Origin of the sequence: Nostoc sp. KVJ20, assembly GCF_001712795.1 — a bacterium.
In the GTDB taxonomy this organism is placed as follows: domain Bacteria; phylum Cyanobacteriota; class Cyanobacteriia; order Cyanobacteriales; family Nostocaceae; genus Nostoc.
In genome coordinates this window covers 11,502-37,970 of sequence record NZ_KV757747.1, presented here as the reverse complement: position 1 = coordinate 37,970, position 26,469 = coordinate 11,502, and the positions used below count along the sequence as shown (strand labels likewise).

The 26,469-nt window shown below is 43.3% G+C and carries 2 protein-coding genes; both read left to right on the top strand.

Translation table 11 applies throughout. The features are described from left to right. Window positions 1-664 precede the first annotated feature (664 nt). On the top strand, window positions 665-12,112 hold the full coding sequence (locus A4S05_RS34215) for a non-ribosomal peptide synthetase (RefSeq protein ID WP_069074216.1): 11,448 nt from the start codon (window positions 665-667) through the stop codon (window positions 12,110-12,112). Beyond that, window positions 12,109-26,382 carry a non-ribosomal peptide synthetase gene (locus tag A4S05_RS34210; protein WP_069074215.1) on the top strand — a complete coding sequence of 4,758 codons (14,274 nt, stop codon included), beginning with the start codon at window positions 12,109-12,111 and terminating at the stop codon, window positions 26,380-26,382. Before A4S05_RS34215 ends, A4S05_RS34210 begins: the two co-directional genes overlap by 4 nt. The last annotated feature ends 87 nt before the right edge of the window (window positions 26,383-26,469 follow it).

The window sequence follows — 26,469 nt, the reverse complement described above, 5'->3', positions numbered from 1 at the left end:
AAGGCTCAATTCCTTACTAAATAAGCATTATAGCCATAAATAAAAAATCAAGTTGACCTAGTGTAATTGTTGGGCTTTTTGGAGAATTATAGGCTTTTTATCACAAATCGCTAAATATGCTTGTGAAGGTATTATTTAGCCCAATATTTCTACAAACTGACGCATTCATTAAATCTGCTGCAAGCTCCTTGGTGTCAAGAGTTGGCAGCAGTTAATAAGTTTTCAGCAAATAATTTTTGCACCATGTTTAATATTCTATAACGCAGTATAAACCAATTTACATTTTATTTTTTGTTTTTACCCCAATTTACCGAGTGGATATCTCTTAACTGTCTTAACTGTCTTAACTGTCTTAACTGTCTTAACTGTCCGCTTAACTGTCCGCTTAACTGTCTTAATTGGTATTGTATTTTTTTGAATAAGGTGAGATGATTCATAAATTCAATTAAAAAGTACAGCTTTAAACAAACTCCGCTTATTTAAAAGTAAATTTTTATTGAAAACTAGTTAAGATGTATCGGTAGAAAAGCAAATTTCTGATACTAACTAGTCTCACAAATTATAGTTAATATTAATTTTTCTATTGGCTAAGACTGTAAGAATTTAAGGTAGCTTGAGAGGAAAATATTAGTTTATTAAAATTAGCATCGATTAGAGTAAAACTATGAATTTAACAGGGCTTCTAGAAAATCTTTCAGCAAAGAATGTTGAATTGTGGGTTGATGGAGACAACCTGCGCTATAGATCGCCTGAAAACTCCCTAACCCCTGAGTTATTGCAGGAAATTAAGCAATATGAACCAGAAATTATCCGAATTTTATCCCAGAGTAGCAATCAGGCTGCAAATTATCCCCTATCTCACGGTCAAAAGGCACTCTGGTTCTTATATCAATTAGCACCCAGCAGTACCGCCTACAACGCCACGTATGCAGGAAAATTAGTCACAAATTTAGATATTCCCGCCCTGAAGCAGGCAGCACAAGCTCTAGTTGCAAGGCATCCACTTTTGAGGACTACCTTTGCAACCATTAACGGCGAACCTGTGCAAACAGTTCACGAAAATCAGCAAGTTGACTTTAGCATCGAAGAAGCTTTCGATTTTGACCAAGATGATCTAAACAAGTGGCTTTCAGAAAAAAGCGATCGCCTTTTCAACTTAGAACAGGGGCCAATATTGCGCTTTGATTTATTAATTAACCATATTAAAACTGATACATTAGCAACAAAAGAACATATTCTCTTAATCACGCTACATCAGATAGTCGGGGATTTCTGTTCTTTAGAAATCATAATTGGTGAACTCCGAGCTTTGTATAAAGCGATGTCTACGACGGTCACTGAGCGCAGCCGAAGTGCGGGCTACGCCTACGCCACAGGTGAAGCAGCCCAACTATCACCACAAAACTATCAATATCAAGATTACATCAAGTGGTCAGAGCAAATGCTCGCTAGTTTACAGGGAGAAAGTTTGTGGACTTACTGGCAGCAACAACTATCAGGTGAATTGCCATTGCTAGATTTGCCCACAGATCGACCAAGACCTCAGAGCCAAACCTATAATGGTGCTTCCCGCTTTTTTACTGTTGAAAAAGAACTACGGCAATCACTCACAGAATTGGCGAAGAGAGAGGGTGCGTCTCTTTATATCGTTTTATTAACAGCATTACAAATACTATTACGACGTTATACCAATCAAGAAGATATTTTAATTGGCTCTCCAATGGAGAATCGGAGCCGTTCAGAGTTTGAAAATATTGTCGGTCACTTTGCTAATCCTGTGGTCTTGCGAGGAGACCTTTCAGGAAATCCCACCTTTGAAGAGTTGCTGGAGCGATCGCACTCTTGTGTGTTAAATGCCCAAAACCATCAGGATTATCCCTTTCCCCTGCTGGTGGAGCAACTGCAACCTGTCCGCAACCCCAGTTTTTCGCCGCTCTATCAGGTAGCTTTAGTCTGCGATCGCTCCCGCCAGAGTATGGATATCGATAGTTTGATCTTGGAATCAATGATTGCAGAGTCTAGAGGAGCCGCCTTTGATTTAACCTTAACTATTCTTGAGGAACCTGGCTCACTCAAAGGTACATGGAATTACAACACAGACTTATTTGATGATAGTGCGATCGCTCGGATGATGGGGCATTTTGTAACTTTGCTTGAAGCAATTGTGGCAAATCCCCAGCAACGAATTGACCAATTACCAATACTCACACAATTTGAGGAACAGCAGTTATTAGTTGAGTGGAATGATACTCAAGTAGACTACCCCATCGATAAATGTATCCATCAGTTATTTGAGGAGCAGGTAGAGCGTACACCCAATGCAGTGGCGGTGGTGTTTGAAAATCAACAATTGACGTATCACGAGTTAAATTGTCGTGCTAACCAATTGGCGCATTATTTGCAATCTTTGGGTGTAAAACCAGATGTGCTAGTGGGGATTTGTGTCGAGCGTTCCTTAGAAATGGTGGTCGGATTACTTGGTATTCTCAAGGCGGGTGGGGCTTACGTACCGCTTGACTCAGAATATCCCAAAGACCGTCTGAGCTTCATGCTTGAAGACGCTCAAGTTGCAGTATTACTAACTCAACAGCGACTCCTCGATCGCCTACCTGAGTATCAGGCAAAACTGATTTGTTTAGATGAAGTCTGGTCAGAGATTCTGCAAAACAAACAGAACAACCCGATTCAGGTAGTAACGAGTACCGATCTAGCGAATGTGATTTACACATCCGGCTCCACAGGCAAACCTAAAGGGGTAATGGTTGAGCATAGTGGATTGTGCAATCTAGCTCAAGCTCAAATTCAGGCTTTCGGCGTGCATTCTGATAGTCGAGTTCTCCAGTTTGCCTCCTTCAGTTTTGATGCTTGCATATCAGAAATCTTGATGGCTTTGGGATCAGGGGCAAGACTGTATTTGGGAACAAAAGACTCGATAATGCCGGGTATGCCTTTAATTGAGCGATTAAGGGATGATGGCATAACCCATGTCACCCTACCACCATCAGCCTTGGTAGTTCTGCCAACAGAAGAACTGTCAACATTGCAAGCGATCGTTGTCGCCGGAGAAGCCTGTCCTCTGGAATTGATGCGACAATGGTCAAAAGGCAGAAACTTCTTCAACGCCTACGGCCCGACAGAAGCGAGTGTTTGTGCAACAGTGGCAAAATGCACTCCAGGGGACGAGAAAGTTACCATTGGTCATCCAATTGCCAACAAAACAATCTACATCTTAGACTCGGACTTACAACTAGTTCCCATTGGTGTAGCAGGAGAACTGCACATTGGTGGTGTGGGATTAGCACGAGGTTATCTGAATCGACCAGAATTAACACAAGAAAAATTCATCCCCAATCCCTTTAGTAGAAGCAGGGGAGCAGGGGAGCAGGGGAGCAGGGGGAGAGAACGTCTCTACAAAACTGGGGATTTAGCTCGTTATCTGCCAGATGGCAATATCGAATACTTGGGACGTATTGACCATCAGGTGAAAATCCGGGGATTCCGCATTGAGTTGGGAGAAATCGAAGCAGTACTAAGCCAACATCCTCATGTGCAAGCATCATGTGTCATAGCCCGTGAAGATACTCCTGGTGAGAAGCGCCTAATAGCCTATATCGTACTGCAACTAGAGCAGACAGCCACAGTTAAAGAACTGCGTAGCTTCCTTAAAGAAAAGCTACCAGAATACATGGTACCAAGTGCGATCGCCATCTTAGAATCTTTACCCCTAACCCCCAACGGCAAAATAGATCGTCGCGCTCTACCAGAGCCAAGTAGTGAATTATCAGAGAAATATGTAGCCCCGCGCACTCCTATTGAAGAAATCCTCGCAGTAATTTGGCAACAAGTTCTGAGAGTAGAGCTTGTTGGCAGACATGACAACTTCTTTGAACTAGGGGGACACTCCCTACTAGCAACGCAATTCATCTCCCGTCTGCGTACCAGATTGAAAGTAGAAATACCATTGCGTGAGTTATTTGCTACGCCAACAATTGCCGAGTTAGCACCATCGATTCAGCAGTTACAGCAGCAAGCTATAGAACTCTCAGCACCACCCATCTTAAGGCGGGTAGGGAATACAGAAATACCACTGTCTTATGCTCAACAGCGTTTATGGTTTTTAGACCAGTTAGAGTCGAACAGTGTCTTATACAGCCTACCCATAGGTTTGCGTCTAGTAGGAACTCTTAATGTTGCCGCCTTAGAACAAAGTTTACAAGAACTTATCGATCGCCATGAAGTCCTACGCACTAACTTTGTTACTGTTGATGAAAAGCCAACACAAATAATTCAAACTCAAACAAATTGGACAGTTGCAGTTGTTGACTTGCAGCATTTACCCGTACTTGTACTGAGCGAAGCCGAAGTAACAGAACAACAAACTGCTGCACAGAAATTACTGGAACAAAAAGCAATTGAGCCTTTTGACTTAGCTCATGATGCCTTAATCAGAGCGACATTAATAGTGCTGTCTCCTACAGAACATTGGTTATTAGTATGTATGCACCACGTTGTCAGTGATGGCTGGTCAATAGGTGTATTTGTTCAGGAGTTACAAGCACTCTACAATGCTTATTCAATTAGTCAGCCGTCACCCTTGTTACCACTGCCAATTCAGTACGCGGATTTCGCCTTATGGCAAAGACAATGGTTGCAAGGGGAAGTATTACAAAACCATTTGAGTTACTGGGAAAAACAGTTGGCAAATGCACCCACATTCTTGCCACTACCCACAGATAGACCCAGACCTGCTGTGCAGACTTTCAATGGCTCATATCATGTGCTTACTCTGTCTGTTGAGTTAACTCAACGGTTGTTGGAGCTAAGTCAACAGCAAGGTTGTACCCTGTTCATGACTTTGTTGGCAGCATATAATACCCTGCTTTATCGCTACACCGGACAAGAAGATATTTTGGTGGGGACACCAATTGCCAACCGCGATCGCACCGAGCTAGAAGGGTTAATTGGCTTTTTTGTCAACACTTTAGTGATGCGGACTGATTTAGTAGGGAACCCCAGTTTTAATGAATTACTCCTGCGACTGAGAGAAACGGCTTTCGGAGCCTACGCTCATCAAGATTTGCCCTTTGAAATGTTGGTGGAAGCATTGCAGCCAGAACGGGACTTGAGCCATACACCATTATTCCAGGTGATGTTCGTTCTCCTGAACGCTCCCATGTCTGAAATAGAGTTGACTGAGTTAAGTGTCAGTGGCTTGCCAATAGAAATCACCACATCAAAGTTTGATTTAACTTTATCAATGGAAAATACTCCCAATGGACTCTTTGGGTGGTGGGAGTACAACGCTGACTTGTTTGATAGCAGCACTATCGAACGGATGACTGGTCATTTTCTGACTCTACTTGAAGCGATCGTGGCAAATCCCAGCGAGCGGATTTCCCAATTGCCAATGCTCACGGCATCTGAGCAGCAACAGTTATTAGTGGAGTGGAATGATACAAGCGTAGATTATCCCCAGGATAAATGTATCCATCAGTTATTTGAGGAGCAAGTAGAGCGTACACCCGATGCCGTGGCAGTGGTGTTTGAGAATCAACAATTGACTTACCACGAGTTGAATAGTCGTGCTAACCAGTTGGCGCATTACTTGCGGTCTTTGGGAGTGGGAGCCGACGTATTGGTGGGGATATGTGTAGAGCGTTCTTTAGAGATGCTGGTGGGATTACTTGGTATTCTCAAGGCGGGTGGAGCTTACGTACCACTTGACCCAGAGTATCCCCAAGAGCGTTTGCGCTTTATCTTAGAAGATGCTCAAGTTTCAGTGCTGCTAACCCAACAGCATTTAGTTGAGAAATTACCTGAGTGTCAGGCGCAGCTTGTAAGCTTGGATACTAACTGGCAGTTTATTTCTCAGTTGGCTCAAGAAAATCCCATCACTGATGTCCAAGCTAATAACTTAGCTTATGTGATTTATACTTCCGGTTCTACAGGCAAGCCCAAAGGTGTGCAAATCTCACATAAATCTGTGAGCAATTTCCTATCTGCCATGCAGCAGCGCCCAGGAATAACAGAACAAGATACACTGCTTGCAGTCACTACTATTTCCTTTGATATTGCTGCCTTAGAAATTTTTCTGCCTATAAGTGTAGGTGCATGTCTGGTCATAGCCCGTCGTGATGTAACCCTTGATGGAAAAGAATTATTTGATTTGCTAGTTAAGTCTAAGGCAACAATTATGCAAGCAACTCCAGCTACTTGGAGATTGCTTTTAGACTCCAACTTCCAATTTAGCGATCTAAAAATACTTTGCGGTGGTGAAGCTTTACCTGGGGATCTAGTTAATGAACTGCTTGCTAGGAGTGCTTCTGTCTGGAACCTTTATGGCCCAACAGAAACTACTATTTGGTCATCAGTATGTCAACTCGAATCAAGTGAGAGCTTGATTTCTATTGGTCGCCCAATTGACAATACTCAGATATATATACTCGACCAAAACTTACAACCAGTACCCGTAGGTGTACCAGGAGAGTTACATATCGGTGGTGCAGGATTAGCAAAAGGTTACTTGAACCGACCAGATTTAACACAAGAAAAATTCATTCCCAATCCCTTTTGTAGAAGCAGGGGGGCAGGGGAGCAGGGGAACAGGGGAGCAGGGGAGCAGGGGAACAGGGGAGCAGGGGAGCAGGGGAGCAGGGGGGCAGAAGTTCTTCCCAATTCCCAGTCCCCAATCCTCAGTCCCCGACTTTACAAAACTGGGGACTTGGCTCGTTATTTAGCAGATGGAAATATAGAATACCTGGGACGTATCGATAACCAAGTAAAAATCCGGGGATTCCGCATTGAGTTGGGAGAAATAGAAGCAGCACTGAGCCAACATCCCCATGTGCAAGCATCATGTGTCATAGCCCGTGAAGATACTCCGGGTGATAAGCGCCTAGTAGCATACATTGTGCCGCAGCTACAAGTAACACTCACAATTAGCGAACTGCGTAGCGACCTTAAGAAAAAGTTACCAGACTACATGGTTCCTTCGGCAATAGTCATCCTGGAGTCTTTACCGCTTACCCCCAACGGCAAAATAGACCGTCGCGCTCTACCAGCACCAGAGCCAAGTAGTGAATTATTAGAGAAATATGTCGCCCCACGCAACCCCATCGAAGAAATACTGTCACTGATTTGGCAACAAGTTCTAAAAGTAGACCTTGTAGGCAGACATGATAACTTTTTTGAACTAGGAGGACACTCTTTATTAGCAACGCAACTTATTTCCCGTGTGCGTAGCAGCTTGAAAGTAGAACTGCCATTGCGATCGCTATTTGCTGCACCAACGATCGCTGAATTATCGCATAACATTCAGCAGTTGCAGCAACAAAACTTAGAACTAGCTGCACCACCCATCTTAAGGCGGGCAAACAATGCAGAAATACCACTGTCTTATGCTCAAAAGCGTTTGTGGTTTTTAGACCAGTTCGAGCCGAACAGTGCCTCATACAACATCCCTTTTGGGTTGCGTTTAGTTGGAACTCTGAATGTTGTCGCCTTAGAACAAAGCTTAATTGAAATTATTCATCGCCACGAAGCATTACGCACTAACTTCATCACAGTTGATGGACAAGCTACTCAAATCATTCACAATTGGAGGGAACAGGGAACAGGGAATAGGGAACAGGAAAATATACCTTGGACACTATCAGTTGTTGACTTAAAGCATTTACCTTTAACAGAACAAAAAACTGCTGCACAGAAATTAGTCCAAGAACAAGCGTTTCTTCCTTTTGACTTAGCTGATGATGCATTAATCAGAGCGACATTAATAGTGCTGTCTTCTACAGAGCAGTGGTTATTAGTGTGTATGCACCACGTTGTCTCTGATGGCTGGTCAATAGGTGTGTTTGTCCAGGAGTTACAAGCACTGTACAATGCTTATTCTCAAGGTCAACCGTCACCTTTGTTACCACTGCCGATTCAGTATGCAGATTTCGCCTTATGGCAAAGACAATGGTTGCAAGGGGAGATGCTACAAAGCCAATTAAGTTACTGGAAAGAACAATTGGCAAATGCACCTACGTTCTTACCATTACCCACAGACAGACCTAGACCTGCTGTACAGACTTTCAATGGCGCATATCTTGAGTTTGCCCTGTCTGTTGAGTTAACTCAAAAGTTGATAAAACTGAGTCAACAGCAAGGGGTGACTTTGTTTATGACTTTGTTGGCGGCATATAATACCCTGCTTTATCGCTACACCGGACAAACAGATATTTTGGTGGGGACACCAATTGCTAACCGCGATCGCACCGAAATAGAAGGGTTAATTGGCTTTTTTGTCAACACTTTAGTGATGCGGACTGATTTATCTGAGAATCCCACCTTTAACGAATTACTCCCGCGCCTAAGAGAAATGGCTTTCGGAGCCTATGCTCATCAAGATTTGCCCTTTGAAATGCTAGTAGAAGCATTGCAGCCAGAACGGGATCTCAGCTATACACCACTATTTCAGGTGATGTTTGTTCTCAATAATGCGCCCAAATCTGAAATAGAGTTGACTGGATTAACTGTCAGTGAATTGCCAATAGAAAGTGCGATCGCTAAGTTTGATCTTATCTTATCAATGGAAAACACTAGCACCGGACTAGTGGGAGGGTGGGAATATAACACTAACTTGTTTGATAGCAGCACCGTTGAGCGAATGACTGGTCATTTTGTGACACTGCTGGAAAGTATCGTCGCCAATCCCAGCGAGAGGATTTCGCAATTACCAATACTCACAGCATCGGAGCAGCAACAGTTATTAGTTGAGTGGAATGATACAAGCGTAGATTATCCCCAAGACAAATGTATTCATCAGTTGTTTGAGGAGCAAGTTCAACGTACACCTGATGCAGTGGCGGTGGTGTTTGAGAATCAACAATTGACCTACCAGGAGTTGAATACTCGTGCTAACCAGTTGGCGCATTATTTGCGGTCTTTGGGAGTGTCCGCAGATGTCCTGGTGGGGATATGTGTAGAGCGTTCTTTAGAGATGGTGGTTGGGCTGTTGGGCATTCTCAAGGCGGGTGGGGCTTATGTACCACTTGACCCTGAGTATCCCCAAGACCGTCTGAATTTTATGCTGGCAGACGCTCAAGTTTCTGTGCTACTTACTCAACAGCATCTAGTTGAGAAATTACCTGGACATCAAGCGCGTGTAGTCCATTTAGATAAAGACTGGCTCCTAATCAGTAAGTCTAGCCAAGAGAATCCAATTGCCCAAGTGCAAGCTAGTAACATAGCTTATGTGATTTATACTTCTGGCTCTACTGGTCAACCGAAGGGAGTAATGCTATCTCACAGTAACCTTTGCAACCACATGTTTTGGATGCAAGCAACATTCCCCCTGACTGAAAAAGACAAAGTACTGCAAAAAACTCCCTTTGGCTTTGATGCCTCAGTTTGGGAATTCTATGCTCCATTGTTAGCAGGTGGACAGTTGTTAATAGCTGAACCAAGAGGTCATACTGACAGTGCTTATCTCTTAAGGTTAATTGCCCAACAGCAGGTCACTACTGTTCAACTTGTTCCATCTTTACTGCAAATGCTTTTAGAACAGGGAGGAATCGAAACTTGTCACTCCCTCAAACACTTATTCTGTGGCGGTGAAGTCTTACCCGTTACTCTGCAAGAAGGCTTGTTAAGTAAGCTAGATGTAAATTTACATAATCTCTACGGCCCAACAGAGGCTTGTATTGATGCAACTTTCTGGAATTGTCAGCGTGAGATTTATCCACAAGTTGTCCCTATTGGTCGTCCAATTTCCAATACCCAGATATACATACTCGACCAAAACTTACAACCACTACCTATAGGTGTACCAGGAGAACTGCACATTGGTGGTGCAGGATTAGCAAAAGGATACCTCAACCGCCCAGAATTAACACAAGAAAGATTTATCCCCAACCCCTTTGATAGAAGCAGAGGAGCAGGGGAGCAGGGGGGCAAGGGAGCAGAAATTCTTCCCAATTCCCAGTACCCAATCCCCAGTACCCAATCCCCAGTACCCAGTCCCCGACTTTACAAAACTGGGGATTTGGCTCGTTATCTTCCAGATGGAAACATAGAATACTTGGGTCGCATCGATAACCAAGTAAAAATCCGGGGTTTCCGCATTGAGTTGGGAGAAATCGAAGCAGCACTAAGCCAACATCAAGATGTGCAAACATCTGTAGTCATTGTCCGCGAAGACATTCCCGGAAATACTTGTACTGAGCGGAGCCGAAGTAAACGCCTAGTCGCCTATATAGTACCGCAGCCACAGCAGACTTGTACTGAGCGAAGTCGAAGTACACCCACAGTAAGCGTTCTGCGTAGCTTCCTCAAAGAAAAGCTACCAGAATACATGGTACCAAGTGCGATCGTCATCCTAAAATCCCTACCCCTAACCCCCAACGGCAAAATAGACCGCCGCGCCCTACCAGAACCAGAAGCACGCACAGGAATAGAAAACGAGATAGTGCTACCGTGCACCCCCATTGAAGAAAAATTAACCCAAATTTGGGAGCAAGTATTAAGGGTAGAGCAAATAGGCATACACGATAACTTTTTTGAACTAGGAGGAGATTCTATCCTCAGCATTCAAATCATCAGCAGAGCAAAAGTTGCTGGAATAGAACTGACAATCAAACAACTATTTGCCAATCAAACTATCGCCCAATTAGCCACAGTTGCAGGTACAACAAAAGCCCTCTCAATCGAACAAGGATTAGTCACAGGAACATTACCCCTAACACCAATTCAACACTGGTTTTTCGAGCAAAAGTTCCCAGAAAAACACCACTTTAATCAATCATTCCTCCTCACAATACCATCAGACCTCAACCTAGAAATATTAGAGCAAGTATGGCAGCAATTACTAAAACATCACGATGCTCTTAGGCTAAGATTCACTCAAGCAGACACAATATGGCAGCAGATTCATGCTAACCCAACCGATAATATTACTATCCGCCATTTTGACTTATCGACAGTTCCAGAAATTGAGATAGAAACTGTCATTGAAACCACAGCCAATGAATTACAGGCGAGTTTAAATCTTTCAGAAAATCTCGTGCAAGTAGCATTTTTCTGGCTGGGTATTAACAAAAAAGCGCGATTGCTGATATTAATTCACCACCTCGTAGTAGACGGTGTTTCTTGGCGGATATTGTTAGAAGATTTGCAGACAGCTTACCAGCAACTAAGTCAAGGCAAAACCATTCAGTTACCTGCAAAAACTACATCTTTCAAAGATTGGGCGCAAAAGATAACAGCTTATGCCCAATCAGAAGTCTTAAAATCAGAACTAGATTATTGGTTGAGTCCATCTTACGATGCAGTTGACTCTATTCCAGTGGACTATGCACAAGGAATAAACACTACTGCATCGGCTAGGACAGTAACAGTATCATTAGATGAAGCCGAAACTCTTTCTCTCCTGCAAGATGTTCCGAAAGCTTACAAAACACAAATTAACGATGTCTTGTTAACTGCCTTAGTGCTGGTATTAAGCGAATGGACTAACTCTGATTCAGTGTTATTCAACTTAGAAGGTCATGGGCGGGAAGAAATCGTAGATGGTGTAGACTTATCACGCACTGTTGGTTGGTTTACAACGATTTTTCCAGTAGTTGTGGAACTGGGAATCACAGATGATCTGGGTACTGCTTTAAAATCCGTCAAGGAACAATTACGTGTAATTCCTAATAAAGGCATTGGCTATGGCTTATTGCGTTATCTGAATGTTGATGCAGAAATTAATGCCCAACTAGAGAAAATTCCCCAAGCAGAAGTTAGCTTCAATTATTTGGGGCAATTTGCTCAGGTTGTGAATACATCTTCTCTGATACAAATAGCTAATGAATCTAGTGGAAACAGTCAGAGTTTACAAGGTCAGCGCCATTATTTGCTAGATATTAATGCCATCATTATCAATGAAAAACTGCAAATAGATTGGACATACAGCAGCAATATTCATCAGCACGAAACGATTGAGAATATTGCTCAAGAATTTGTCGAAACTTTGCAAGAGTTAATTGCTCATTGTTTGTCAACAGAAAATGCAGGTTATACGCCTACAGATTTTCCATTAATTCAACTTGACCAACTAGAAATAGATCAGATATTACAAAATTTATGAAATTAGAACTTAGCAAAACTAATCGCCAAAATATTGAAGATATTTATCCTTTATCTCCCATGCAAGAGGGGATGCTGTTTGAAAGTTTGTATGCTCCAGATTCAGGCGTATATTTTGAGCAGATAAGTTGCATTTTGACGGGAAATCTAGATGTAAAAACCTTCGAGCAAGCTTGGCAGCAAGTCGTAGCTCGGCATCCCGTCTTCCGCACAGCGTTTCTATGGGAGTCTTTGAGCCAGCCAGTTCAAGTGGTGTATCGACAAGTAAATGTGACGGTCGAAACTTATGACTGGCGGGAGTTATCTACACAAGAGCAGCAACAGCAATTAGAAACTTTTCTGGATTCTGAGCGACAACAGGGTTTCCAAGTGTCGCAAGCGCCATTGATGCGTCTACATCTAATCCAGTTGGATGGGAATACTTATCAGTTTGTTTGGTGTCATCATCATTTATTACTTGATGGCTGGTCGTCACCTTTGGTTTTCCAAGACCTGTTGGAGTTTTATCAAGCTATTTCTCAGGGTAAAAGTTTATCTAACATCGGAACTGTCAGTTACCGCAACTATATTGCTTGGTTACAGCAACAGGATCGAGATTTAGCTCAAGAATTTTGGCGACAAAAACTCCAAGGTTTTACCACACCAACTCCTTTGACTGTGGATAAACCATTGTCAATGCGGGAGCAGCATTCGAGCTACAGTGAACAACAAATTGACTTAACTGTGTCAGCAACAACAGCAGTAATGTCTTTTGTCAGACAGCATCAATTGACGATGAGTAATTTGGTGCAGGCGACTTGGGGATTGTTACTGTCTCGTTATAGCCAAGAAACAGATGTGGTTTTTGGTGCAACTGTGTCTGGTCGTCCGCCTGAACTTGTTGGTGTAGAGTCGATAGTGGGTTTATTTATCAATACTCTGCCAGTGCGGGTACAAATCTCCGAGAAGACTGAATTGCTGGGTTTGTTGAAGGATTTACAGGCACAACAGATTGAGTCTGAGCAATTTTCCTATAGCTCATTAGCAGAGATTCAGGGGCTAAGTGATGTTCCCAAGGGTACTTCTTTGTTTGAGAGTATTGTTGTTTTTGAGAATTATCCTGTTGATACTGCTGTTCTAAAAGGCGATCGCAATTTTTCCCTCTCGAATTTTAGATGGATTGAACAAACAACTTATCCTCTGGCGGTTGTAGTTTCCCCTGGTGAGCAATTATCGCTGAGGGTGATGTACGATGCTAGTCGATTTGAAGATGGAACGATTAGCCGGATGCTGGGTCATTTTGTCACAATGCTTGAGGGAATCGCTACTAATCCTCAGCAACGAATTTCTCAGTTGCCAATACTAACAAAATCTGAGCAACAACAGTTATTAGTTGACTGGAATGATACCCAATCTAATTATCCCCAGGATAAATCTATTCATCAATTGTTTGAGGAGCAGGTAGAGCTTACACCCGATGCTGTAGCAGTGGTGTACGTAGACGAGCGCAGCGAGGCTTCTCGCAGAGTAAATCAATATCTCACATACCGCGAATTGAACAGCCGTGCTAACCAGTTGGCGCACTACCTGAAGTCTTTGGGTGTGAAAGCAGATGTGCTGGTGGGGATATGTGTGGAGCGTTCCTTAGAAATGATTGTGGGACTATTGGGGATTCTCAAAGCAGGTGGTGCTTATGTGCCACTTAACCCAGAATATCCTCAAGAGCGATTGACCTTCATGCTTGAAGATACTCAGTTATCAGTTGTATTGACTCAAGAAAAACTAGTTAATAAATTAGGCAACGGCAAAGCTAATGTAATTTGCTTAGACTCAAACTGGGATATCATCAGTCAACACACACAACAAAACCCAACTACGAGTGTCAAAGCTGATAACTTAGCTTATGTAATGTACACCTCCGGTTCTACAGGTCAACCCAAAGGTGTAAGCATTGTCCATCGAAGTGTAGTTCGACTCGTCAAAGAAACCAACTATATCAGCATTTCTCCTCAAGACGTAATTGCCCAAGCCTCAAATCACGCCTTCGATGCTGCTACTTTTGAAATTTGGGGAGCGTTACTAAACGGAGCACGGTTGGTAGGGGTAAGCAAAGATTTGGCACTTTCGCCCAAAGATTTCGCAGTCTTTATGCGATCGCAAAATATCAGTGTGTTATTTTTGACAACTGCATTGTTCAATCAAATTGCTCAAGAAGTCCCCTCTGCTTTCAATTCACTACGGCATCTTCTATTTGGCGGCGAGGCTGTCGATCCTAAATGGGTTAAAGAAGTACTCAACAATGGTGCGCCGCAGCGATTGCTCCATGTTTATGGGCCAACAGAGAATACAACATTTAGTTCTTGGTACTTAGTGCAAGATGTACCAGAAGGCGCGACAACTATTCCCATCGGGCAGCCAATTTCTAACACACAAATCTATTTGTTAGATTCCCAACTACAACCAGTGGGTATTGGTGTACCCGGAGAAATTTATATTGGCGGAGATGGTCTAGCTAGAGAATACCTTAACCGCACCGATTTAACACAAGAAAAATTCATCCCCAATCCCTTTGGTGGAAGCAGGGGAGCAGGGGAGCAGGGGAGCAGGGGAGCAGAAGAAAAATTACACCCGTCTTTCCCCTCTGCCCCTCCGCACCTCTGCCCCTCTGCCTCTTCCGAGCGCCTCTACAAAACCGGGGATAAAGCACGTTATTTAAGCGATGGCAATATTGAATACTTAGGACGCATCGACGACCAAGTAAAAATACGTGGTTTACGGATTGAGTTGGGCGAAATTGAAGCAGTCCTGAGCCAACACAGCGATGTGCAGATATCTTGTGTCATTGTCCGCGAAGATACCCCTGGAGATAAACGTTTAATCGCCTACGTCGTAACGCATCAGAACTGTCAACCTACGATGGGTGAAATACGTCAATTCCTCAAAGCAAAGCTGCCAGATTACATGATACCTTCGGCAATAGTAATCTTGGAATCTTTCCCCTTGACTCCCAACGGCAAAGTAGACCGCCGCGCCCTGCCAAAACCAGAATTAGACACCGCACTCCGAGAAAAATATGTCGCCCCGCGTACACCCGTTGAGGAAATGCTTGCACTCCTCTGGGCGCAAGTTTTGAAAGTAGAGCAAGTGGGTATTTACGATAATTTCTTTGAACTTGGGGGACACTCACTACTAGCAACACAACTGGTTTCACGCATCCGCACTAGCTTCAAAATAGAACTACCATTACGTGAGTTATTTGCTGCATCAACAATTACGGAATTAGCGCCATTCATTCAGCAGTTACAGCAACAGGACTTACAACTTGCTGCACCACCCATTTTAAGGCGGGCAGAGAATGCAAACTTACCACTGTCTTATGCTCAACAGCGTTTGTGGTTTTTAGACCAGTTAGAGCCAAACAGTGCTTCATACAACATTCCCTTCGGGTTGCGTTTAGTCGGAACTCTTAATGTTGCCGCGCTACAACAAAGCTTAATTGAAATTATTCATCGCCACGAAGCATTACGCACTAACTTTGTTACTGTTGATGGACAAGCTACTCAAATCATTCAAACACAACAAAATTGGTCATTAACAGTAGTTGATTTGCAGCATTTAGCTTTAACAGAACAAGAAATCGCTGCACAGCAATTAGTCCAAGAACAAGCAATTGAGCCTTTTGACTTAGCTCATGATGCATTAATCAGAGCAACATTACTGGTGTTGTCTCCTACAGAACAGTGGTTATCAGTGTGTATGCACCACGTTGTCTCTGATGGCTGGTCAATAGGTGTGTTTGCCCTGGAGTTACAAGCACTGTACAATGCTTATTCTCAAGGTCAAACGTCACCTTTATTGCCACTGCCAATTCAGTACGCAGATTTTGCAATTTGGCAAAGACAATGGTTAGTCGGGGAAGTACTCAATAGCCAATTGAGTTACTGGAAACAACAATTGGCAAATGCACCTACGTTCTTGCCACTACCCACAGACAGACCCAGACCTGCTGTGCAGACTTTCAATGGTGCATATCTTGAGTTTACTCTGTCTGGTGAACTAACTCAACGGTTATTACAACTGAGTCAAAAGCAAGGTGTGACTTTGTTTATGACTTTGTTGGCGGCATATAATACTTTGCTTTATCGCTACACCGGACAAGAAGATATATTGGTGGGTTCGCCAATTGCTAACCGCGATCGCACCGAAATAGAAGGGTTAATTGGCTTTTTTGTCAACACTTTAGTGATGCGGACAGAGATATCAGGCGATCGCAGTTTTAACGAATTACTCCCACGTATCCGGGAAATGGCACTGTCCGCTTATGCTCATCAAGATTTGCCCTTTGAAATGCTAGTGGAAGCATTGCAACCAGAACGGGACTTGAGCCATACACCACTATTTCAGGTGATGTTCGTTCTTAATAATGCGCCCACATCTGAAGTAGAGTTGACTGGGTTAAGTGTCAGTTCTTTGCCTATAGAAAGTGCGATCGCTAAGTTTGACCTTACCTTATCAATGGAAAACACTAGCACCGGACTAGTGGGAGGGTGGGATTACAACACCGACTTGTTTGATAGCAGCACTATCGAACGCATGACTGGTCATTTTGTGACACTGCTGGAAAGTATTGTCGCCAATCCCAGTGAGCGGATTTCTCAATTACCAATGCTTACAGCATTTGAGCAACAGCAGTTATTAGTTGAGTGGAATGATACACGGGTAGATTATCCCCAAGATAAATGTATTCATCAGTTGTTTGAGGAGCAAGTAGAGCGTACACCAGATGCAGTCGCGGTGGTGTTTGAAAATCAACAATTGACGTATCACGAATTAAATTGTCGTGCTAACCAGTTGGCGCACTACTTACGTTCTTTGGGAGTGTCCACAGATGTGCTGGTGGGGATATGTGTGGAGCGTTCTTTAGAGATGGTCATTGGACTGTTGGGTATTCTCAAGGCGGGTGGGGCTTACTTACCGCTTGACCCTGAGTATCCCCAAGACCGTTTGAGTTTTATGCTCGAAGACGCTCAAGTTTCAGTATTACTGAGTCAGCAGCAATTAGTTGAGAAATTACCAGAACATCAAGCGCGTGTTGTTTGTTTAGATACCGACTGGGGAATGATTTCCCAGTCGAATCAACAAAATCCAATCGCTGGTGTACAAGCGACTAACTTGGCTTATGTAATTTACACTTCGGGTTCCACCGGAAAGCCTAAAGGAGCGATAAATACGCATCTAGGGATTTGCAATCGCCTTCTGTGGATGCAGCAAGCATATCAATTAACAGAAATAGACTGCGTTTTACAGAAAACTCCTTTCAGCTTCGATGTCTCCGTTTGGGAATTTTTCTGGCCATTATTGACTGGAGCGCGTTTAGTTGTAGCTAAACCAGGTGGACATAAAGATAGTGGTTACTTGGTCAACCTAATACTAGAACAGCAAATTACTACACTGCATTTTGTTCCTTCGATGCTCCAGATTTTTTTAGAAGAACAAGGTTTAAAAGATTGCAGTAGCTTGAAGCGAGTTATTTGTAGTGGTGAAGCACTGCCTTTAGAACTTCAGGAACGCTTTTTTGCCTGTTTAGGGTGTCAATTGCATAATCTCTACGGCCCGACAGAAGCGGCAATTGATGTCACCTTCTGGGAATGTCAACCAGAGAGCAACTTGAAGACTGTACCTATTGGTCGCCCAATTTCCAATACGCAAATTTATATACTTGACCAAAACTTACAACCAGTACCTGTGGGTGTACCAGGAGAGTTACACATCGGTGGTGCAGGATTAGCAAGAGGATACCTCAACCGTCCAGAGTTAACAGAAAAAAAGTTTATCCCCAACCCTTTCAGTGGAAGCAGGGGAGCAGGGGAGCAGAGGAGCAGAGGGGTAAGGGAGCGGAGGAGAAAAATAGTGCAATCTCCAGTTGCCAGTCCCCGCCTGTATAAAACCGGAGATTTGGCTCGTTATTTACCAGATGGCAATATCGAATATCTGGGACGTATCGACAACCAAGTAAAAATCCGTGGATTTCGTATCGAATTGGGAGAAATCGAAGCAGCATTAAGTCAACATCAAGATGTGCAAACATCTGTGGTCATCGTCCGCGAAGATACTCCTGGTGACAAGCGCCTAGTAGGCTATATAGTACCGCAGCCACAGATAACACCTACAGTAAGCGTTCTGCGTAGCTTCCTCAAAGAAAAGCTACCAGAATACATGATACCAAGTGCGATCGTCATCTTAGAATCTTTACCCCTAACCTCCAACGGCAAAATAGACCGTCGCGCCCTACCAGCACCAGAGCCAAGTGGTACATTATCAGATAAATATGTAGCTCCACGTACACCCCTAGAAGAAATCCTTGCACTGATTTGGCAAGAAGTCCTAAAAATAGAGCTTGTAGGCAGACATGATAACTTTTTTACCTTGGGAGGACACTCCTTATTAGCAACGCAACTCGTTTCTCGTGTGCGTAGCAGCTTGAAAGTAGAACTGCCATTGCGTTCGTTATTTGCTGCACCGACCATTGCAGAGTTAGCACAATTAATTCAGCAATTACAGCAACAAGATATAGAACTTGCTGCACCACCAATTTTAAGGCGGGCAGAAAACGCAGAAATACCACTGTCTTATGCTCAACAGCGTTTGTGGTTTTTAGACCAGTTCGAGCCGGACAGTCCCTTCTACAACATCCCAATGGGATTGCGCTTTGTCGGAAATGTGAATGTTGTCGCTTTGGAACAAAGCTTCAGGGAAATTATTCATCGCCACGAAGCATTACGCACTAATTTTGTTTCCGTTGATGGAAAACCAACTCAAATCATTCACAATTGGAGGGAACAGGGAACAGGGAACAGGGAACAGGAAAATATACCTTGGACACTATCAGTTGTTGAGTTAAAGCATTTACCCGTACTTGTACTGAGCGAAGCCGAAGTAACAGAACAAGAAACTGCTGCACAGAAATTAGTCCAACAACAAGCAATTGAGCCTTTTGACTTAGCTCATGATGCATTAATCAGAGCGACATTAGTGGTGTTGTCTCCTACAGAACAGTGGTTATCAGTGTCTATCCACCACGTTGTTAGTGATGGCTGGTCAATAGGTGTATTTATCGAGGAATTACAAGCACTGTACAATGCTTATTCTCAAGGTCAACCGTCACCCTTGTTACCACTGCCAATACAGTATGCAGATTTCGCATTATGGCAAAGACAATGGTTGCAAGGGGAAGTACTTAACAGCCAATTGAGTTACTGGAAACAACAATTGGCTAATGCACCCACATTCTTGTCACTACCCACAGACAGACCCAGACCTGCTGTGCAGACTTTCAATGGTGCATATCTTGAGTTTGCTTTGTCTGTTGAGTTAACTCAACAACTAACCAAACTGAGTCAACAGCAAGGGGTGACTTTATTTATGACTCTGTTAGCGGCATATAATACCCTGCTTTATCGCTACACAGGACAAGAAGATATCCTGGTGGGTTCGCCAATTGCTAACCGCGATCGCTCCGAAATAGAAGGGTTAATAGGCTTTTTTGTCAATACTTTGGTGATGCGGACTCAAGTTTCAGGCGATCGCAGTTTTAGCGAATTACTGACTCGCGTCCGTGACATGGCAATGGAGGCATACGCTCATCAGAACTTACCTTTTGAAATGCTGGTAGAAGCATTACAGGCAGAACGGAATCTTAGCCATACACCACTGTTTCAGGTAATGTTTGTCCTCCAAAATGCGCCCACTGCATCTGGATTAGACCTAACTGGGCTAAATGTCAGTTCATTGCCAGTAAAACTGACAACTTCCAGGTTTGATTTAACCTTAATCATGCAGAATAGTCCTACTGGGCTGATAGGATTGTGGGAGTACAGCACTGACTTGTTTGATGCTAGTACTATCGAGCGCATGACAAGTCATTTTGTCACCTTGCTTGAAGGCATTGTTGCTAACCCTCAACAGCAAATCTCACAATTGCCCCTGCTGAGTGAAGTTGAGCAACAAAAATTACTTTTTGAGTGGAACGATACTCAAGTTGATTATCCTCTTCATAAGTGCATACATCAGTTGTTTGAGGAGCAGGTAGAACTGACACCCGATGAGGTGGCAGTGGAGTTTGAGGAGCAACAACTTACTTACAACCAATTAAACTGTCGCGCTAACCAATTAGCTCATCACTTGCGCTCTTTGGGTGTAGGTGCAGATATTCTAGTCGGGTTGTGTGTCGAGCGTTCTTTGGAGATGGTCATTGGACTGTTGGGAATTCTCAAAGCAGGGGGAGCGTATGTACCACTCGATCCAGAGTATCCAACTGAGCGTTTGAGCTATATTTTAGAAGATACTCAAGCTAAAGTGTTGCTAACCCAGCGATCGCTTCTTGACCGACTGCCCCCAAATCAAACACAGCTTGTTTGCCTAGATACTGACGCTGAATTAATTTCTCAGTGCAGCCAAGATAATCTCATCACTGGCGTACAAGCCAATAACTTGGGTTACATAATTTACACTTCTGGTTCTACAGGTCAACCAAAGGGTATAGCCATGAATCAGCTTGCCCTTTGCAATATGATTTTGTGGCATCCAAACAATCTGAAAATTGCTCGTGGAGCAAAAACCCTACAATTTGCTTCGATTAACTTTGATGTCTCCTTTCAAGAAATCTTCACTACTTGGTGTTCTGGCGGTACATTGTTCTTAATAACTGAGGAATTACGCCACGATACCTCAAATTTGTTAAAAGTAATCCAAGAAAAAGCAATTCAAAGAATGTTTCTCCCCGTTGTGGGATTACAACAACTAGCAGAATTCGCTGTTGGTAGTGAGTTAGTAAATACTCATTTGCGGGAAATCATTACTGCTGGGGAACAGTTGCAGATTACTCCTGCCATTTCCAAGTGGCTGAGTAAGCTAAGTGACTGTACTGTGCACAATCATTACGGGCCATCCGAGAGCCATGTAGCCACCAGTTTTACTTTGCCTAATTTAGTAGATACTTGGCCGCCACTACCTCCAATTGGGCGACCTATTTCTAATACTCAAATCTACATCCTAGATAAATATTTACAGCCTGTACCCATTGGTGTACAAGGGGAATTGTACATTGCTGGTGTGCTTTTAGCCAAAGGCTACTTGAACCGCCCAGAGTTAACACAAGAAAAATTCATCCCAAATCCGTTTAAGGAGGCAGGAGGCAGGAGGCAGAAGGCAGGAGGGAGCAAATTATATAAAACTGGGGATTTAGCACGTTATTTGCCAGATGGTAACATCGAATCTTTAGGACGCATCGATAATCAAGTTAAAATTCGCGGTTTCCGCATCGAGTTGGGCGAAGTTGAAGCAGTACTGAGCCAACATACTAATGTACAAGCATCTTGTGCGATTGTGCGAGAAGATACCCCAGGTGATAAACGCTTAGTCGCTTACATTGTGCCACAGCCAGAGCAGAGAGTCTCTGTAAACGTTGTGCGTAGCTTCCTGAAGGAGAAGTTACCAGAGTATATGCTGCCAAGTGCAATAGTTATCTTGGAAGCTCTACCAATTACCTCCAATGGAAAATTAGACCGTCGCGCATTGAGGGCACCTGATTTACACAGTCAATTATTAGATCAGTATGTTGCTCCACGTAACCCAATTGAAGAAATTTTGTCACTAATTTGGGCGCAAGTGCTGAAAGTAGACCTTGTGGGCATACATGATAACTTCTTTGAACTTGGAGGACATTCGCTACTAGCAACCCAACTGGTTTCCCGCGTCCGTACCAACTTGAAAGTAGAACTACCATTGCGTAGCTTATTTGCTGCACCAACAATTGCTCAATTGTCCCAAAACATTCAACAGTTGCAGCAACAAGACTTAGAAATTATTGCACCACCCATTTTAAAGCGGGCAGAGAATGCAGAAATACCACTGTCTTATGCTCAACAGCGTTTGTGGTTTTTAGACAAGTTAAGCTCGAACAGTGCCTCATACAACATCCCCGTTGGTTTGCGCTTAGTCGGAACTCTTAATGTTGCCGCGCTACAACAAAGCTTAATTGAAATTATTCATCGCCACGAAGCATTACGCACCAATTTTGTTGTCGTTGATGGAAAGCCTTTACAAATCATTCAAACCCAGATTAATTGGACAGTTGCAGTTGTTGACTTGCAGCATTTACCCGTAACAGAACAAAAAACGGCTGCACAAAAATTACTGCAACAACAAGCAATTGAGCCTTTTGAATTAGAGTCAGAAGCATTAATCAGAGCAACATTACTGGTGCTGTCTCATACAGAACAGTGGTTATTAGTGTGTATGCACCACGTTGTCTCTGATGGCTGGTCAATAGGTGTGTTTGCCCTGGAGTTACAAGCACTGTACAATGCTTATTCTCAAGGTCAACCGTCACCTTTATTGCCACTGCCAATTCAGTACGCAGATTTTGCAATTTGGCAAAGACAATGGTTAGTCGGGGAAGTACTCAATAGCCAATTGAGTTACTGGAAACAACAATTGGCAAATGCACCTACGTTTTTGCCATTACCCACAGATAGACCCAGACCTGCTGTGCAGACTTTCAATGGTGCATATCTTGAGTTTGCTTTGTCGAGTGAACTAACTCAACGGTTGGTGCAGCTGAGTCAAAAGCAAGGTGTGACTTTGTTTATGACTTTGTTGGCGGCATATAATACCCTGCTCTATCGCTACACAGGACAGACAGATATTTTAGTGGGGACACCAATTGCTAACCGCGATCGCACCGAAATAGAAGGGTTAATTGGCTTTTTTGTCAATACTTTGGTGATGCGGACTGATTTATCTCTTAATCCTAGTTTTAACGAATTACTCCCACGTATCCGAGAAATGGCACTATCCGCCTACGCACATCAAGATTTGCCCTTTGAAATGTTGGTGGAAACTCTGCAACCAGAAAGAGACATGAGTCATACACCACTATTTCAGGTGATGTTTGGTCTCCAGAACGCTCCCATGTCTGAAATAGATTTGACTGGGTTAACTGTCAGTTCTTTACCAATAGAAAGTTCCACGGCAAAGTTTGATCTTACCCTATCAATGGAAAACACTAGTACTGGACTAGTGGGAGGGTGGGAATACAACACTGACTTGTTTGATAGCAGCACTATCGAACGAATGACGGGTCATTTTGCTTGTCTGCTAGAAGGTATTGTTGCTAATCCCAGCGAGCGCATTTCTCAATTGCCAATCTTAACAGCATCCGAGCAACAGCAATTATTAGTTGAGTGGAATGATACTCAGGTAGATTATCCCCAAGATAAATGTATTCATCAGTTGTTTGAAGAACAGGTGGAACGCACGCCCGATGCCGTGGCAGTGGTATTTGAGAATCAACAATTGACGTACCACGAATTGAATTGTCGTGCTAACCAGTTGGCGCATTACTTGCAATCCTTGGGAGTGTCCGCCGATGTGCTGGTGGGGATTTGTGTGGAGCGCTCTTTAGAGATGGTCGTTGGACTGTTGGGTATTCTCAAGGCGGGTGGGGCTTACGTACCACTTGACCCAGAATATCCCCAAGAGCGTCTGAGCTTTATGCTTGAAAATGCTCAAGTTTCTGTGCTGCTAACCCAACATAAATTAGTTGAGAAATTACAAAAGCATCAGACGCAGGTTGTGTGTTTAGATACTGATTGGCACTTTATTGCTCAGTTGCCTCAAGAAAATGCGATCGCTGAAGTACAAGCAACTAATTTAGCTTATGTGATTTACACTTCAGGATCTACAGGTAGACCTAAAGGTGTCATGGTTGAGCATAGGGGACTATGCAACTTAACTCACGCTCAGATTCAAATTTTTGGCTTGCATTCTGATAGTCGCGTTCTCCAGTTTGCCTCCTTCAGTTTTGATGCTTCTATCTGGGAAATTGTATTGGCTCTGGGGTCAGGTGCAACGCTGTACCTGGGAACAAAAGACTCTCTATTGCCAGGGAAGCCATTAATTGAGCAATTACGCAATCATTGCATTACCAATATCACGCTACCACCATCGGCTTTAGCAGTTATGCCTATGGAGGAACTTCCGGCACTGCAAACAATAATTGTAGGTGGAGAAGCTTGTTCTGCTGAACTAATCAGACAATGGTCTGCTGGCAGAAACTTCTTCAACGCTTACGGGCCAACGGAAGCTACTGTCTGTGCCACGCTCGTAAAATGCACTGAAGATGACGAGAAAATATCTATTGGTAAGGCGATCGCCAATACACAAGTTTACATTTTAGACGAAAATTTGCAACTAGTGCCTGTGGGTGTGCCAGGAGAATTGCACATCGGTGGTGCAGGATTAGCACGCGGTTATCTCAACCGACCAGAATTAACACAAGAAAAATTCATCCCTAACCCCTTTGATAGAAGCAGGGGAGCAGAGGAGCAGGGGAGCAGGGGGGCAGAAGTTCTTCCCAATCCCCAATTCCCAATCCCCAGTCCCCGACTATACAAAACTGGTGACTTAGCCCGTTATTTACCAGATGGAAACATAGAATACCTGGGACGCATTGACAATCAAATAAAAATCCGAGGTTTCCGAATTGAGGTAGGGGAAATTGAGGCAATACTGAGTCAGCATCCAGGAGTTAGGGAAAATGTGGTAGTAGCGAGAGAAGATATCCCAGGAGAGAAACGCTTAGTAGCTTATTTTGTGCCGGAGTTGGAGCAAACACCAACTATCAATGATTTACGCATTTTCTTGAAAGAAAAATTACCACAGTACATGGTTCCTTCGGCTTTTGTCACGTTAGAGTTTTTACCTTTAACTCCCAATGGCAAGGTAGACCGCAAAGCCTTACCTGCTCCTGATTTCCATAATACTCAAGCAGTAAATTTTGTGGCACCACGTACCCCTATAGAGGAAGTATTGGCAGGTATTTGGGCTAATGTACTGCATCTAGAGAAAGTGGGTGTTCTGGATAATTTCTTTGATTTAGGAGGCCATTCACTGACAACGATTCGGGTGATGTCCCAGGTAAATGAGACTTTCCAGATGAAGTTACCGTTGCGCCACTTATTTACTGCGCCAACTATTGCTGAACTTGCTCAAACCATTGAATCTACTTGTGGAACAGATTCTACTGTCAGTACCAATGAAATTACTTCCTTAAACTTACAGGCTGAAGTCGTCCTTGATGAGACAATCAAGCCTCTTAACCTAGTTTATCAACCTGTAAGTGAACCAAAGGCTATTCTGCTCACGGGTGCAACAGGCTTTGTTGGCGCTTTCTTGCTGGCGGAATTATTACAACAAACTCAAGCAGATATTTATTGTTTGGTACGTGCTGCTGATTTTACCGCAGGGAAACAACGACTTCAAGAAAGTCTGAAAGCTTATTTACTTTGGGAAGAGTCTTTTAACTCGCGGATTATTCCTGTATTAGGAGATTTATCTCAACCGCTTTTCGGTCTTGGTGATGAGCAATTTCACCACATGGCTGGCAAAATTGACTTAATTTACCATAATGGCGCTTTGGTGAATCATGTTTATCCCTACGCCTTGTTGAAAGCAGCAAATGTTCGTGGAACTGAGGAAGTCTTGCGATTAGCTAGTCAAATCAAAATCAAACCTGTGCATTTCATTTCTACTGTTAGCGTTTTCGCCTCAGATGAGTATTTCAAATTAGGGGTTGTTCAAGAAAATGATCCTCTGGAACACTCTCAAGGACTTGTTGGCGGCTATACCCAAAGTAAATGGGTTGCAGAAAAGATTGTCATGATGGCACGCGATCGCGGGTTGCCTTGCAGTATCTACAGGCTTGGTAGAATAACATGGCACAGTAAAACTGGCATTTGGAATTCAAATGATATGTTTTACAGATTCATCAAAAGCTGCATTCAACTAAAAAGTGCGCCAGAGATGAACAGTTTGATAGAAATTACACCTGTTGACTATCTCGCCAAAGCCTTAATCAACCTGTCGCAGCAGCCAGAATCTTTGGGCAAAGCCTTTCATCTAATTAGTTCTCATTCTGCTCCTTGGAGTCAATTTATAAACTGCATCCGCTCTTTGGGCTACCCACTGCAAGAGCTTTCCGATGAGGATTGGCAAGCTGAACTAGTTCGTAGTAACCAAATTTCTACTGATAACGCTTTATATTCAGCTATATCGCTGGCTGAAGACAATACATCTTCAGAGTCCAATGCAACATCTAGCTTAAAATTTGATTGCCAAAATACCCTCAATGGACTTGCAGATACCACCATTCGCTGGCCGGAAGTAGACGATAAATTACTCCAAGCTTTCTTTACCAACTTTAGCAATTCGACTTCGGACAAAAAAAAGTAATTGGAGTTTTTTGCATAAATGTGGCTTTGAACATAAGCCTGGTAGAGTCGATAGCGGTATTGGGGTAAGGTTTGAGCGTCACTGCTT